This window comes from Enterococcus sp. HMSC076E04 (assembly GCF_001814285.1).
Lineage (GTDB): Bacteria > Bacillota > Bacilli > Lactobacillales > Enterococcaceae > Enterococcus_B > Enterococcus_B lactis.
Genome location: NZ_KV815559.1, coordinates 144,490 through 160,056, shown reverse-complemented (window position 1 = coordinate 160,056; position 15,567 = coordinate 144,490). Strand labels below are relative to the sequence as shown.

The following is a 15,567-nucleotide window of genomic DNA, read 5'->3' as shown; positions in this document are numbered from 1 at the left end:
ATTGTGACTTGTGACCGAGGAGTTGGCATGAGAAAAACGTTTACTGGAGAGTTTGTCACAACTTTTTTAATTCTCTATTCATTGAAAGCGTTTTGTTGGTATGAACTTCTTGTTGCAGTGTATGATAGATAAAAAGAGGGGGAGATATTAGGATGTGTGGTCGTTATTTTTTTGATCTAGAGTCGGAGCTCCTTCAGAACTATTATCGAGAAGCCCAGAAGAAACAACCGGAACAGGCAGCAAAATTAGCAGCTGGAGAAATTTTTCCGTCAAATCTTGTTGTGACATTAAGAAAAAAGGAAGAAAACAATCTCACTCCGGAAATCATGAAGTGGGGATTTACCGGATTTAAAAAAGGACAATTGATGATCAATGCCCGGGCAGAGACAGTAGAAGAAAAAAAGACCTTTCATCAACCATTTTTGCAAAATCGTTGTGTTTTTCCAATGAGCGGCTTTTATGAGTGGAATGAAGAAAAAGACAAATTTATGTTTTCAAATAAGGAAAAAATAGTGTATATTGGCGGCTTTTATCGTAGCCATCACGATGAAAAAACGGCAGAATCAATCATAATGACTACTGAACCTAATCGCACAGTCGCACCAATCCATGACCGAATGCCTCTTGTCTTGACTGAAGAACAAATCGAACCTTGGGTAACAGATATTTCTTTTGCGCGAAAAATCATTACTCAGCAGATGCCTGAATTAGTAATGGAGAAGGTATAACAGATTCGATTTTTTAAAGAAAGATCGGCAAAAAACAAAAAAGACTTCAGCACAGATCCCAAAAACAAAGAGAACAGAAGAAATGCTCATAAGCTGCATATACTGCATCTATAGAGTCACAGTCGACCTTTCTAAGGTATAGATTCTATTTGTTTTTTACTCGTGCTGCGAGTCTTTTTTTGTTTATACCTAACGATGTTTATCATTACGACTCTTTGAATTCTTGGAATCTAAAATTTAAACTTAACGACTGGTTGGCAGTTGTATATTCTCTGAATTTATAGATAAGAGGTTGCCATTTATCCACATTGATATGAGTTGGATCATGTAAAATCCCTTCTTCTACAAAAATAGCTACGATCTCACACTCTACAATAGCAAAGTCTTCTCTAGTTGAAATTCGTTGAACCAACGTTTCTATTTGAATCGGGCATTCTTTGATCCGAACAGTTGCAACTTCTTCACCTGTTAGTTTCGTGAACTTTCCCAATTGAAATTTGTCAGAGCAAAAGGAATAGCCAGCTTTTTGTTTATAATCGGGCATGATAGGATGGCCTGTCGTCTTTGCGATTTTCTCGATTTTTTCCCAAAGTGTTTGATCTGCAAGATTGAAGGTAGCGGCATGTCCCACTTTTAAATTTGTATACCCTTTACTGTGCATACTGATTCCAATGACAATCGTTTTGCCAAGTGTCCAAGTGGAGCTGATTGGCGTGAGGTTGTCATTACCAGTCATTTCATCCTTAGTCGTCATCAGCACGACGGGAAATCCGTAATAGAAACTTTCTTTTTCCATTTTTTTAAACATAATCCTCACCTCTGAATATAGTATACTAAGCTTATTCCTCGATGCTCATCGATGTGTGAAAGGAGAGAAAAAAATGGCTGGATTTCCTGATCTTCAGCAAACGACTAAACTCTTAGCAGATCATTCGCGACTTGAGATCCTTACTTTATTGATGGATGGAAGGTTCCATACCGTGCATGAACTAGCAAAGAAAGCAAAAATAAAAGATCATACAGCATCTTATCATATAAAAAAACTTCATTCTCTTGATTGGGTGATGTCTTATAGACAGGGAAGAAATGTCTATTATCGATTATCATCTCTGAAAATCGCTGATTTGTTAGAAAATCTTATGGTAGTTAGTCCGGTTAAACCGATCAAATCATTTAATGAAAACAAAGAATATAGTGAATTAAAAGCAGGAATATCTTGTTATCGGCATTTAGCCGGTGTGATAGGTGTAGTTTTTTTCAACTTTCTCCATCACAACAACTATCTTGTGATGGAAAACCATCATGTGGAACTTACAGAAGAAGGCGTTTGTTATTTCAAAGACTTAGGAATAGATATTGACGCACTGAAAAAACAATCTGGAGCACTTGTGAAGCCTTGCTTAGATTGGACAGAACGAACATTTCATTTAGGAGGAAATCTCGGGAACGCGTTTTTCCGATGGTGTAAAGAGAAAGAATATATCACATTGAATCCAGAAAACAGAGGTGTTCGCTTAACTGCTGAAGGGAATTTATTTTTCCAAAAATTTGAATCGAGCCAATAGGAAAGTCGTTTCTAATACAATAAAAAGGTTGTGACAAAAATCTTGTCACAACCTTTTTCCTACGTATGTTTTTTATTTCTTGAATGGAGGTGTCCCATACATTTTTGGTGTTACTGGTTCTAATTTTGGTGCAGCGCCTTCGATCTTAGGTTCTTTCAACCATTGATATTCGCCTTCGCCGTCCAATGCTTTGCCGCTAGCCCAAGAACCTTCACTACTTTGGTCTCCCTCTGAGAAGTTATAGAAGTCATAAGCAATGTCTTTTCGTTCTTTGTCACGTGGGAAAGTACTTGGGACTAAGATTGAACCTTCTTTTTCTTCTAATTCTTTCACTGCACATTCCCATAGGTTTTGATGATAGCTATCTCTTGCAAGGAGAACAGACAGCATATCTTTTACGCCACGATCATCGATCATTTCGTAAATACGTGCTACTTGAAGTCTTCCTTGTGATTCGGCATTTAAATTAGCTCTAAAATCTGCTAACAAGTTGCCACTCGCAATGATATAGGCACCGCTCCATGGATTGCCCACGCTGTCAGCAGGACGAGGTCCTAAGCCAGCTACGATCGCGTGCTGTGGATTCATTCCAGAGATAATGGCACCGATTGTTGGATCTTTTTGCATCGCTGCTTCTTGATCTTCAACAGGCGCACCCTCTAATAAACGAGCAACCATTGTCGCCAACATTTCTACGTGGCCGATTTCTTCTGTTGCAATGTCCATCAGCATATCTTTATATTTTTCTTCTCCTCGGCAGCTCCAACCTTGGAACAGGTACTGCATAGCTACACTCATCTCGCCATATTGGCCGCCGATCAGCTCCTGCAGATATTTCGCGATTAATGGATTCGGACGATCTGGTTTTGCCTCAAACTGCAATTCTTTCTGGTGTCTAAACATCAAAATTCCTCCTAATCTTTTTTTAATACATTCTCATTCTGCTACGAAAGATTAAAAAATTCAAAGAAAGCGCTCGCGAATTATATAAAGTGTTGGTATCATTAATAATTTTTCGATAATCACACCTTATAAATTGTTATTTTCAGAACAAAATGATATCGTTATATTAAAACCGACATCGGTTACATTAAAATTTGGAGGTAAAATATGAAAAAATTATTGTTTACAGGATTGTTGGCAAGTTCAGCATTGTTTTTATTAGGAGGATGCGGATCAAGTAATACAAGCGATGCCAGCTCAAGTGCAGCAAATTCTTCTGAAAAAACAAGTGATGGAAGAAAAAATATTGATTTCTGGTCCTTTTGGGGGTCGGGCGCACGAAAAGAAGCCATCGAAGAAATCATTGAGGATTTCAACCAATCACAAGACGAGATCCATGTAAATTATAAGTATCAGCCATGGGGGGATATTTGGACCAAATCTTTATCTGCAATAACGGCTGGAAATGCACCTGATGTTATTGTACAGGACATAAATTCCGTTGCGCAAAGAGCAGAAGCACAGCAAGCAACCAATCTCTCCGAGTATGTAGATAAAGATACTTCTAAGGATTTTTATCCCCAGCTTTGGGACACAGTAGAATATAAAGGTGATCCTTATGCCATCCCATTTAATACAGATACACAAGTCATTTTTTATAATAAAAAGTTATTTAAAGAAGCTGGGATCAGCGAACAAGATCTACCGACAACTTGGGATGAATTAGAAGAAACAGCACGTAAACTAGATAAAAAAGAAGGAAAAGAGTTTACGCGTATCGGTTTTTATCCATTATGGAATTTAGGTGCTGATGTATGGGCATTAAACGCAGACAACGGGACTAGTTGGTTTGATAAGGACGAAAAGGTCAAGATTGATACTAAAAACAAAGTGGAAGCCTTAGAATGGATTCAAGACTGGCAAGATTATTATGGAAAAAATACAATCAACAAATTAGAAGCAGAATTTGGTTCTGGTGTGTCTGATCCGTTTATTTCTGGATTAGTAGCTATGCGCGCCCAAAACATCAATTATTACTCTAGCTTGATGGAAAACGCACCGGATGATTTTGATTTTGGCGTGATGCAGCTTCCAGAAAAAGAGGAAGGTTCAGGTCATTGGTCATGGGGTGGCGGATTCGTCTTGGAAGTACCATACGGAGCAAAAGATCCTGAAGCCTCTTATGAATTCATCAAATATCTTTCTTCTCCAGAAGTACAAGAAAAATTCGGCGAAAAAAGTTTTGATATCATGGCAAGTAAAACAGCCAACGAGAATTTAGTGAATAATGACAACCTAACGGACAAAGGGAAAATGATCTATCAAATGGCGGACGAAAACTTTAAAAATACAGTGATCACACCAGTTCCTTTAGATGCACCGGATTATACGACATTAGTGAATGAACAGATCGACCAGATTCTTTTAGGAACAAAATCAGCAAAAGAAGGATTGGCAGATGCACAAAAAGCAGTAGAGAACTTAGTCAAGCAAAATCAATAATCCGTTTTTGACTGTCTAGGTACAGAGGAGGCAAGAAAATTTGAAGCGTTTATCTATCCGAAAGAAAAAAGAAGCAAGATGGGCCTATTTATTTATCTCGCCTTTTATTATCGGTTTTTTAATCTTTATGCTAGGGCCTATGCTTTTTTCAGTTATTGGTAGTTTCACCGATTATAATTTGACATCCAAGATGAATTTCATTGGTCTAGCAAATTTCAAAAGAATGTTCGTTCATGATGATTTATTTTGGAAATCGTTATACAACACCGTTTATTTCGTCATCTTCAATGTACCGCTGACGACGATTTTCAGTGTGTTTTTAGCCACAGTACTCAATCAAAAAATCAAAGGAATCAGTGTATTCCGTACAGTTTTCTATTTACCGGCAGTCTTATCAGGAGTAGCAGTCTACATCTTATGGATGCAGCTGCTTTCTCCATCTGCAGGATTGATCAACACATTTCTGGGCTGGTTCCATATCCCTGGACCAGCTTGGTTGTTTGATCCACAATGGACGAAACCTGCGTTGATTTTGATGAAAATATGGAGCTCTGGAGGAGCAATGCTACTTTACTTAGCTACATTACAAAATGTTCCTAGATCTTTATATGAATCAGCAGAAATCGATGGAGCAGGCGTTTGGGGAAAGTTCAAAAGTATTACTTTGCCATTAATCACTCCTATTATTTTTTACGATGTGATCACCTCTACGATCGGTTCTTTCCAAATTTTTCAAGAAGCTTATGTCATGACGAAAAATGGAACAGGTGGACCTGCAAATTCCTTGCTTTTTTATAATCTGCATATGTGGAACAAGGCGTTCGTCGCTTTTGATATGGGATATGCGATGGCTATGTCGATGATCCTATTTCTGATCGTTTTGGTTCTGACCTTCGTCAATTTGAAGCTTGCACCTAAATGGGTCTATTATTCTGGAGGTGACGGCAAATGATGGATTATTTTAAAAAAACCAGTGTGAATCGGCAATCAAAAAAGATGCTAAGCTATGTGCTTATGACGGTAATAGGAATTATTTTGCTCATTCCATTGCTTTGGATGGTATTTACTTCATTGAAACCGATGGAAGAAATCGTTCGTTATCCTCCGACCTTTTTCCCAGAAAAAATCGTATGGGAAAACTATCTGGATACGATTGCCGCATTTCCTTTTTGGCGCTATGCAAGAAATACGTTATTCATCACTGTGCTAGTAGTGATCGGTAATGTCCTTTCGAATTCTTTTATTGCTTATGGATTTGCGAAGCTTGATTTTCCTGGGAAAAAGCTGATGTTTGCTTTGGTTCTTTCTACGATGATGATCCCGGGGTTTGTAACGATGATTCCTCAATATGTATTATTCTCCAAGATCGGCTGGGTAGGTACTTATTTGCCCCTGATCGTTCCATCGTTCTTCGGCAATGCGTTCAATATATTTCTGATGCGTCAATTTTACTTATCGATCAATAATGAATTGATCGAAGCTGCTGAAATCGACGGAGCGAATCATTTGTATATTTGGAGTCATTTGATGCTTCCATTGACGAAACCTGCTTTGATCACGATTGCAATCAATTCCTTCAACGCGGCTTGGAATGATTTCTTAGGTCCTCTGTTATATATCCAAGATCAAGAAAAATACACGTTGCAGATTGGCTTGCAAGTTTTTCAGAACCAAGCGACGACACAATGGAATTATCTGATGGCAGGAGCAACACTTGTCTTGATCCCGACGATCTTGCTGTTCTTTTTTGCACAACGTTATTTCATTGAAGGAATGGATTTGACAGGAGGATCAAAAGGATGATGAATCGGTCGATTGGTAAAAGAGCCAATGATTATTTTTTAGAAATCATTGAATGGATTCCGCGTCTTATCCAGTTACAGCTACTGTGGTTCCTGTGCGTCTTGCCTGTTCTCACATTAGGAACAGCAAGTCGAACAGTTCTCTATATGATTTATTATTACAAAAAAAATGAAGAGAAAAAGCTCAGTTCATTATACTGGAAGAAGTTTCGTGAGAATCTTTCTCTTTACGGAAAGCAAGATAGTTTAGCAAGTAGTTATTTTCTTCTTTTATTCATCGATTATCGGATTTTCCATTATTTGGGTGGGAGAATTGGCTATACATTGATGTATACTACGTTGTTTTTGCTTCTATTAAGTGCTGTTCTTTTTAGTTACAAAATCTTGCTTCAACTGGAAAATCAAAAAGAAGTCTCTTGGATTGCAGCATTTTTCTTGTTTTTTAATGATTTTAAAAGTGCACTTTTCTATTTAGCAGGCACGTCGATACTTCTGATTGCATTATGGTTTGCAGGACCAGTCTACCTTGCTTTATTAGGTTTCAGCTTCTTGTTTTATTTTCAAGTCCTGCTTTTTATCCATCGTACGCAAGAAAAGGGTCTTAAAAAGGAGGAATAACATGCTGCGTTTGATTGCTAAAATCGATGATAGTATTATCAATAAGTTCGCTAAGCAACGAGAAACGGACAATCGGAAAATCAATTTCTTGAAATTTATCAGTAATATCTCTAATGGCGGTTTTATTTGGCTGCTCCTTGCTACGGTTTTAGTTTTAGTACCTGATACAAGAGAATATGGTCTAGCTATTCTTGTAGGCAGTCTAATCTATTTTTTTGTTGGTCTACTTCTCATTAAAAAAACGACAAAACGGAAAAGACCTTATGAAAAAAATCGTCGGCTTGTCCTTTACACAAGTAAACCGAAGACTTCTTCTTTTCCTTCAGGGCATACGGCACTTGCTTTTTTATCTGTAGCAGCGTTGTTCGAGTTAAGTCGTATTGCAGGAATACTAGCTTTTCTGTTTGCTTGTTTGATCGCTTATTCAAGAATTTTTTTACTTTTACATTATCCTACTGATGTTTTAGGAGGAGCTATTTTAGGAAGTGTTATCGGTATCTTGTGTGCTGCCGTTATCTGAATCAATTGCATGAATAAAGCATGAGTGCGTAAATACGCATTCGTGCTTTATTTTTTTGTTTTTCAGGGAAACAGTCGGAAATTATTTACCTGTCTTAATAACTTAAGTTCTGTTAAATGAGAGTGTTATAAAATTTTATAATCTAATTTTAATAATAATCGTTGTATAATTGGTGTTTTTTAACTAAAATGGATATTGTTTGATTTAAAGTTAAAATTAAATTAGATTATAATTAGATAGATGTTGTTTTTGGTGTTTGTTGTGAAAGAAGACACATGTTTTAGAAAGGAGTATAAGAATGTGAAAGGGGTAAAATTGAAGCTTTTGCAGTTAGCAGCTGTCAGTCTGTTATTTGGACCGTATTTCCAGTCTGTCTATCATATGACAGCATTGGATGTAGCTGCTGAGTCAACAGAAGTGAAGGAGGATGAGGTATTTCTAGATGAGGATTATGCAAAAATCGAAGGGAGGTATATCGAAAAAGAAGAAACGTTTGAATGGCATCTGGCTTTTGAAAAGAAAGAGAGTGCGAACGAAGGTAGGATACGTTTAGCAATCGATACAGCTGCTGCCGGTATCGGTACCGTAAAAAACGTTCGGGGAACAGGTCTCTCCTCTTACGATGAAGATGGAGAAGACTTAAAAGTCGAGACAATCGATGGTCAAGAATGGTATGTCGGAAAATTTTATTCGAAAGAAGCTGAGACCGGCACATTGGTTTTTGAAACAGAAAAGATTCCAGATGTGAATGAAGGGGAACTACCTCTTCAAGTGGTGGTCGATGAAAGAATAGCTAATCAAGAATTACAAGAAAATGAAACAGATACAGAGGATTCCGCTGAAAATCAACGTAGCGAAGAAAATGAAACGGAAGAGCTGGACGCACCAATCGTGCCCAGCGGTCAAGCACTCCAACGCATTCAACGCCGGTTATTCAACGGTATTTTAGAGCGTCTTGGACCAACAGCTACGCAAGATCCATATGAATATATCTATCCTAGCGGAATAGCTGAAAACGATCAGCACCGCTATCCACGATTTACAACGAATGATTATACGAAAGTATTAGGAAATTGGTCACAAAGTAATGAACGCTATCAGGGAGAAAAAGGCTCACCATATGATGGAGAGAACTTGATCGATGATAGTGATTACGCAATCGGGGGAGCGAACTGGAGAAATTACGACTATGCGGCTGATAATGGATCAACTGCAGGTGAAGAAGATGTAAATGTTCCGGCTCAAACCGTTCAGCTTTGGGGAGATGAACGGAATTTTGAAAACAGTTACTTGGATTATAACGGGGCATATATCAAAAAATGGGTAGAACCTGTTCTATCAAACAACCCAACATCTGATCTACATCCTGAAGATGCAACGACACTTTATAACGTTTATCTAGATGTGATCGGAAGTGAGAAACAAGAAATCAGTCCAATCGATATCGTTTTTGTTCTAGATAAATCAGCCAGTATGAATGAAGGGACACTAGAAGGCGGAGGCCAGAGTAAAAATGCGGCGCTGATAGAATCGGTAAATGAAATTAGTGAAAATCTGCTATCCGACCCAAATATGGATATTCGGATCGGTATGGTGAATTTTTATCATAATAGTACAGTCATCAATAACCAGGAACAAATCAGTTCGGACATCTTTCCGTTGACAAATGACATCAATCGTTTAACGGGAAGTGAGAATACAGCACTGAATCGTACACCCATCGGAGGAACGCCGCTTACACTAGGACTTAAAAATGGCTATGAAACATTGTATGCGGATAATGGCGGAGAAAATAGAAATCCAGAAAAGATCCTGATCGTCGTAGGAGACGGAACACCCACCTTCAGTTATGCACCGATCCAAACAAGATCTCGCACAAGTATTTGGGGAGCTTGGAGCAGTTGGAGTGTCATGGGGGATAAGATTGCCATAGATCGTGGTGATTTGTTCAAAAACTTTGAAACCTTTTCTGGGAATACTTCTAATGCAGGATTTACTTATCCAGTTACCTACGCATCTGACTTTGACCGTCCTGTTAATGGGACAAATGTGGAATACCGTTACGGAGAAGTAAAAGAAGGTGATGATAAAGCAACTCACTGGGTTGGTACAGGAAGCGCAAGCAATGATACTAACGGTAGTCCAACTTCACAAGAAAAGTCGTCAGCCATCAATACTGTTGCGTATCATCATTGGCTGAAAAACAAGTACCAAGAGAACCCGCCAAGTATTTTCTCCATTGGGTTAGGAATCGACGGAAGTATTGCCGGTAGACAGCGGCTCGATGCAATCGGACGAAATGTATTAAAAAACATTGCTGATTTAAATGATGATGGCACAACACCGCGTTATTACGATGCGAACAACAAGAATGACATCATTACAGCCTTGGAGGATATCTCCTCTACTTTCAAAAAGACGATCCAGCAAGCCACACTTTATGATGAAACTGGATTTAATGTTTCACCGTTTGGGGCTGGAAGAGATGCTGATATTAAGTTTTATCATCTAGATCCAGGAGAAAATGGCATGAAGTACCAAGAGCCAGAAATATGGGATGAAACGCGTCATGGACAAGCACCGCCAGAAGTAGTGGCGACGCCGACAACGTATGTTGGGCGAGAAAACCAAGCCTATAAATTTTCTCCAATCTCGTTAGGTGAAGGGGAAATGGTCAGGATCAAGTATCAAGTAAAACTGGATGCAGGAGCACAAGACGGGAATTTCTATGCAGTGAACAATATGGCCTATATCCAAAACTTGGAGGATTATGAAAACGATGTTATGAACGGGCGAATGTATTTCCCGACCTCGTCTATTCGTTATGAGCATAAGGACCGGAATTTCCAAATAAGCAAAATGGGGCAAAATGGGGAACCTTTAGTAGGAATCGAATTTGCTCTATATGACCAGGACCCGGATAGCGGGGATGTGGAACCGATTGAAACGAGAACAACTACCAACGATGGACTCGCAATCTTTGAAACGAAGATCCCTGTGCTGGGGGATGAAACAGGTGCTGTTAGTGACATTTTCTGGATCAGAGAGATCGCTGGACCGCCCCGTTATCAGTTAGTGGATGAGACGTATCAATTCCAAATCAAAAAATACAGTTCCAGCGGAGATACAGCGCTTGGTCACTATGAGTTGGTAGCAGCAAATACTTCAGGAGTAAGAGTTGGTGGAGAAGAAGGTAGCGATCCTGATTCTTATTATGAAGGCGAATACCACAAACTTTCAATTGTTCAAAATGTCAATGAGGACGAAACGGATTATGAAGACTTGTATGTCAAATTGGAAATGCGGAATGAATTCAAGCCAGTCCACATGAACATCAATAAACTGATTGAAGGAAGCACTACGCCAATCAATGGGGCAGAGTTTGAACTTTATCAAACCGATGGAAGCGGACTTGAAATTGGAACGCCGGTAGCTAAAGGAATCTCTGGTGCGAATGAAGCAGACGAAGAGAAAGGAATGCTCACATTCTATTCAGTAAATGAAAATGGAGAATATTTGCACGTGGAGGGTGAGAAAGTCATTCATCCTATTGGAGAACCAGATTCATTTATTCATATAGACAATGAAGAAAATGCCAACTATGCAGAATACAAAATCGTTGAAAGTCAAAGCCCAGAAGGTTTCAAAGAACCTGACGAAAACGACACATGGATCTTGCGACTGTACGATAATGAGGCAGGTACCATCCAGCTTAGACAAACAGGTGAAGCAAATTGGCAATATCTCACCCATTCAACAGACGAAGAGGGCCGATTATGGGTAGAATTTACTGCTTACAATACGTTTGATTATCGGGAGATCCGAGTTAGAAAATTAAATCATGAAGGCAATCCTTTAGATGGTGCAGGTTTTGATATCAGAAAAATAGGGGATTCTTCCTTCCCACTGTATCGAGCATACACAGGCAACCCGTTAGAACCCGAAGAATCGAAACGTTTGTCTGGAATCGGTTACTTCTATCTTTATACAGTCGGTGTAGAGAAATATGTCGATTTAGAATACAGTCAACCTTTACGCTTGTCTATCGGCGAATATGAGGTCTCAGAATCTGTTGCACCAAACGGGTATCAATTGTCTGATCAAGTATTCCAGTTTGCACTGAATGAAGAAGGGAAATTTGTCATTGGAGAGACAGTCATCGAAGACGAAACTGATCCGTTACCGGAGGGTTATGACATCATCGATGGTGTATTACAAGTAACCTTAGAAGATGAACTAGCACCAATCGATCTGGAACTTTTGAAAGTTGACAGTATAAGTAGTCGACGTCTTGAAGGCGCAGAATTTTCAATTGAGAAACAAAATAGTGCAGGAGACTATGAACTCATCGTCGGAGGCTTGGCACCAGATCCAAACGATTCTTCCCTATTCAATGCTTTGGATTTGACGGAAGGATTCTATCGGATCAAGGAAGTGAAGTCGCCGGACGGCTACAGGAAACTTCCAGGCTACTTTATTTTAGAAATTAGTTATCGTGAAGAACCAGAAGTGGAAAATGATCGGGTCGTTCCAGGAAAAGAAGCCGGGACACTAAAAGTTGAGGTTTCTTATTATCCAAACGAAGAAGCAGAGACTCCTGATCTGCAGCAAGAGTTAGAATATGAACTTTTGGATACGAACCGAATCAGGCTACAGCTTAGTGTCGGGAATGATCCTGAAAATCCATTGCCTGCTACAGGGGGATCCGGACGATTATTCTATATCCTGCTTGCTGCATTCTTCGTGGCACTTGCCGGTGCTGCCTATGGTTTGTATGTCAGACAATCTAAAAAGGAGGGGGCAAGGTAATGAAAAAGCTGTTGTGTTTGATGCTTCAATTACTTGTTTTACTACCATTTGTAGCAGTCCTTCTTCCTCAAACGATGTCGGCAGAAGAATTAGGGGAAGACGTTGTGGAATTCGTATTGCATAAACGGATGATTCGAGATATCGATTATAACGACCAATTTGAATTCCATGAAAATGACGGTCTGGCTATCTCTGAGGAAGCGGGAAAAACAGCAGATATCATTTCGCAGACGGTCCCGCTAAATGGAGCGACATTCGCCGTTTACGATATGACCGATTATTATCATGACAAAAAAGCTGCTGAGAACATGACCTCTAGAGAATTCGTCCAGCAAATCGCTGAAACGAGCAGAAACAATATCCGTCAGTTGATCACAGAAGAAAGACTTGCCCAGGTTGGGGAGTCGGTAACGACTGGAAAAGATACGGTTGGTGGATTAGGAGATGGGATTGCACGCATCCAAGTACCTAAGAAAAACCAAGATCGAGATGCAGTTTATTTGATTTTTGAAGAATCAATTGATCCGGAAATCGGGTTGAATGTGGATATCGATCAAACAGCGATCCCGATTGCTGCTGTTTTGCCAATCTATCATCCAACAGAACCAACCGAGGAACTGCAAGAGATCCATATCTATCCTAAAAATGTCGGTTATTTAAGAGATCCATACTTTTTCAAGTATGGACGACAAAGAGGAACAACTGAAAAAGGACGCCCATTAGAAGGTGCTGTTTTTGCTCTGTATCAGATGATAGAAGGAGAAAAATATTATTTAGACATGGCTCCTGCGAATGACTTGAAAAATCAATGGATCAAACCAGCAAACAACGATCCTTTGAATGATAAAAATGTAAGCAAATTCATTTCAGATAAAGACGGTCTAGTCACGACAGGTCAACGATTCTTGCCCTCTGGTACCTATTATTTTGAAGAATTGAAAAGTGTAGAAGGGTACGAAATGGACGAAGCAAGTAAGCAAATCGAGGTCATTGTCCCTGAATCTTGGGTGGATGCAGAAGGACAGCCGCAATATGTAATGGTCAATGGGCAGAAGATGGCTGAATTGGAATCCGGAAAAGTTCCAGCCTCTGCCTATGAATCAGCAACGCCACGCGTGTATAACGAGACCATAAAAGAAACAACGGACAAACCGAAAGAACCAAGTGGGCCAAGCAATCCAAATCAACCAGTGAAAGGGTCCGTATTTCCACAAACCAATGAAGCAAGAACACTGATTTCTTTATTAGGAATCCTTTTGTTGTTAGGTGCTGTTTTATTAATAAAAAAAGAACGGGGAGAAAAAAATGAATAAAAAAATGATGACCATGGGGATGAGTGCACTGTTGCTCGCAGCTGTAGGATTAGGAAGTTTTGGAAATGGAAAATTAGTTCACGCTGAAGAAGTCACGGAAAAACCAAGTGAAGTGACGATCACATTACACAAAAAAGCATTCACGACTGTGCCTGAAGAACGACCGAATAGCGGGTTGGTATCAGATGATTTTGGTAATGAGAATCTTCCAGGCGTCGATTTTGAAATGTTTGATGTTACAGATGTCTATTATAATTTGCTGAAAGATGACCCTAGAACAACTGACATAGATGATGATGGGTTAGAACCTGCCGCTGCGATTGCTTTGATCCAATCAGATCACACAGCAGCATGGTTTGTATCTTATGGTATCGAAAGTATAGATAAGCAGACGACTGGCGAAAATGGTGAAGCTGTTTTCAGAAATGTCCAAGTGACGGAAGAGGCACCTTCTTCGAGAGATAAAGTCTATCTCTTCTTAGAAACATATTCACCAGCTCATATTTCAAGAATCGCGTCTCCAATGGTTGTCATGATGCCAGTTATGATGCCAGATATTATTGGCGGTGTATGGGATGGAACCTCTTGGAAAGATACGTACAACACCGATGTACACTTATATCCTAAAAATGAAATCCAAGATTCTTCCAAAGAAATGAATGTAGATGAAGCAGACGTTAGAACTGTGACGATTCGCAATGAAAATGGTGAAGAAGAAACGATCCGATATGTTGACTTAGAAAAAGGAAAAACAGTTTCTTATACAATAACTGCACCGATTCCTTACTTTATTGATGAAATCAATGAGGACAATACAACAGTCATCACGCATTTCACAATCACAGATACGCCAACAGAAGGTTTGAGTTATTTTGATCAGGAACTCCTTGTACAAGCAGGAGATACAACACTGATAAAAGATACTGATTATACAGTAACAAAAGCGGGTAACGGTTTTGTCGTGGAGATCATTCTTGAAACAGGAGGTATACCGAACACAGCAACACTGGAAAAATTAGGGAATCATCGTGGCGGGGAATTAACTGTTACCTATGACTTGCAAGTCAACGCAGTTATCAATGCAGACGAATTCCATAACAATACAGCATTGATCGAAATCGGTAGAGGTGACGAGTATGACTACAACGAACGTCGCGTGCCACCAGAAGAAGTAACGACTGGCGGGAGAAGATTTGAAAAGTTTGATGCTTCAAGCAATGCTTTACTAGACGGTGCAAGATTTGAATTGTGGAACGAAGAGAAAACTGCTTATGCTGTTTTCTATAAAGATGGCGTACGTTTACCTGTTTATGAGTCAGGTGCTGATGCAGAAGAAATCACAATCGATTGGGTAAGTGATAATAGTGTAGAGGCAACAGAATTTGTCTCAAATGACCAAGGATACTTCGAAGTTGTTGGATTAGATTACGGAACATACTTCATGAAAGAAACAGTAGCACCAGAAGGATATGTTTTACCAACAGGTGAAGCAGCTTTCACAGAGTTCAATGTAGAATATGGTAGCTATGATGATGAACTTGTGATTGTGGACTATGAGTATCCAGGAGCAGCACGCGTACCAAACGTAAGACAAGGATTTCTTCCTTCTACTGGAGGGAACGGGATCTTAGCATTCTTGCTGATCGGTCTAAGTTTGATGATTGGGGCCTACAGCTGGTACCGTAAATCTAAAATGAAGTCTGAAGTATAAGCAACAAAAATAAGCTGCAGCAATCGGTTTTTATAAAGGTTGCTGCAGTTTTTTTA

At 39.4% G+C, this 15,567-nt stretch carries 12 protein-coding genes; 10 read left to right on the top strand and 2 right to left on the bottom strand.

Features of this window, described 5'->3' with window-relative positions; genetic code table 11:
• Positions 1-152: 152 nt before the first annotated feature.
• Positions 153-728: an SOS response-associated peptidase gene (locus tag HMPREF2961_RS01320; RefSeq protein ID WP_002314527.1), complete on the top strand. Its 576-nt coding sequence runs from the start codon at positions 153-155 to the stop codon at positions 726-728.
• Between the two features lie 205 nt (positions 729-933).
• Here HMPREF2961_RS01320 and HMPREF2961_RS01315 read toward each other — a convergent pair whose 3' ends face one another.
• Positions 934-1,464: a flavin reductase gene (locus HMPREF2961_RS01315; RefSeq protein ID WP_228841159.1), complete on the bottom strand. Its 531-nt coding sequence runs from the start codon at positions 1,462-1,464 to the stop codon at positions 934-936.
• Between the two features lie 145 nt (positions 1,465-1,609).
• On the opposite strand from HMPREF2961_RS01315, the gene HMPREF2961_RS01310 reads away from it, so the two are divergent.
• Positions 1,610-2,293 (top strand): ArsR/SmtB family transcription factor, encoded by a 684-nt coding sequence (locus tag HMPREF2961_RS01310; protein ID WP_002314529.1) that lies wholly within the window; start codon positions 1,610-1,612, stop codon positions 2,291-2,293.
• Between the two features lie 72 nt (positions 2,294-2,365).
• Here HMPREF2961_RS01310 and HMPREF2961_RS01305 read toward each other — a convergent pair whose 3' ends face one another.
• On the bottom strand, positions 2,366-3,196 hold the full coding sequence (locus HMPREF2961_RS01305; protein WP_002286789.1) for a manganese catalase: 831 nt from the start codon (positions 3,194-3,196) through the stop codon (positions 2,366-2,368).
• A gap of 207 nt (positions 3,197-3,403) precedes the next feature.
• On the opposite strand from HMPREF2961_RS01305, the gene HMPREF2961_RS01300 reads away from it, so the two are divergent.
• The 8 genes from HMPREF2961_RS01300 to HMPREF2961_RS01265 all read left to right on the top strand — a co-directional run bounded on the left by HMPREF2961_RS01300 (position 3,404) and on the right by HMPREF2961_RS01265 (position 15,511).
• Complete coding sequence (locus HMPREF2961_RS01300) at positions 3,404-4,738, top strand: ABC transporter substrate-binding protein (protein WP_002342901.1); 1,335 nt, start codon at positions 3,404-3,406, stop codon at positions 4,736-4,738.
• 40 nt (positions 4,739-4,778) lie between these two features.
• Complete coding sequence (locus HMPREF2961_RS01295) at positions 4,779-5,690, top strand: carbohydrate ABC transporter permease (RefSeq protein WP_002291248.1); 912 nt, start codon at positions 4,779-4,781, stop codon at positions 5,688-5,690.
• Positions 5,687-6,541 carry a carbohydrate ABC transporter permease gene (locus tag HMPREF2961_RS01290; protein ID WP_002308183.1) on the top strand — a complete coding sequence of 285 codons (855 nt, stop codon included), beginning with the start codon at positions 5,687-5,689 and terminating at the stop codon, positions 6,539-6,541. The genes HMPREF2961_RS01295 and HMPREF2961_RS01290 overlap by 4 nt, the downstream gene beginning before the upstream one ends.
• On the top strand, positions 6,538-7,158 hold the full coding sequence (locus HMPREF2961_RS01285) for a YesL family protein (RefSeq protein WP_070703790.1): 621 nt from the start codon (positions 6,538-6,540) through the stop codon (positions 7,156-7,158). The genes HMPREF2961_RS01290 and HMPREF2961_RS01285 overlap by 4 nt, the downstream gene beginning before the upstream one ends.
• A 1-nt stretch (position 7,159) precedes the next feature.
• Positions 7,160-7,678: a phosphatase PAP2 family protein gene (locus HMPREF2961_RS01280; RefSeq protein WP_002314531.1), complete on the top strand. Its 519-nt coding sequence runs from the start codon at positions 7,160-7,162 to the stop codon at positions 7,676-7,678.
• 300 nt (positions 7,679-7,978) lie between these two features.
• Positions 7,979-12,487, top strand: a complete 4,509-nt coding sequence (locus HMPREF2961_RS01275) for a VWA domain-containing protein (RefSeq protein ID WP_070703788.1) — start codon at positions 7,979-7,981, stop codon at positions 12,485-12,487.
• A complete protein-coding gene (locus tag HMPREF2961_RS01270; protein ID WP_002340984.1) occupies positions 12,487-13,800 on the top strand; it encodes a pilin N-terminal domain-containing protein in 1,314 nt (437 codons plus the stop codon). Before HMPREF2961_RS01275 ends, HMPREF2961_RS01270 begins: the two co-directional genes overlap by 1 nt.
• Positions 13,793-15,511, top strand: a complete 1,719-nt coding sequence (locus HMPREF2961_RS01265) for a SpaH/EbpB family LPXTG-anchored major pilin (protein WP_002314535.1) — start codon at positions 13,793-13,795, stop codon at positions 15,509-15,511. Before HMPREF2961_RS01270 ends, HMPREF2961_RS01265 begins: the two co-directional genes overlap by 8 nt.
• The last annotated feature ends 56 nt before the right edge of the window (positions 15,512-15,567 follow it).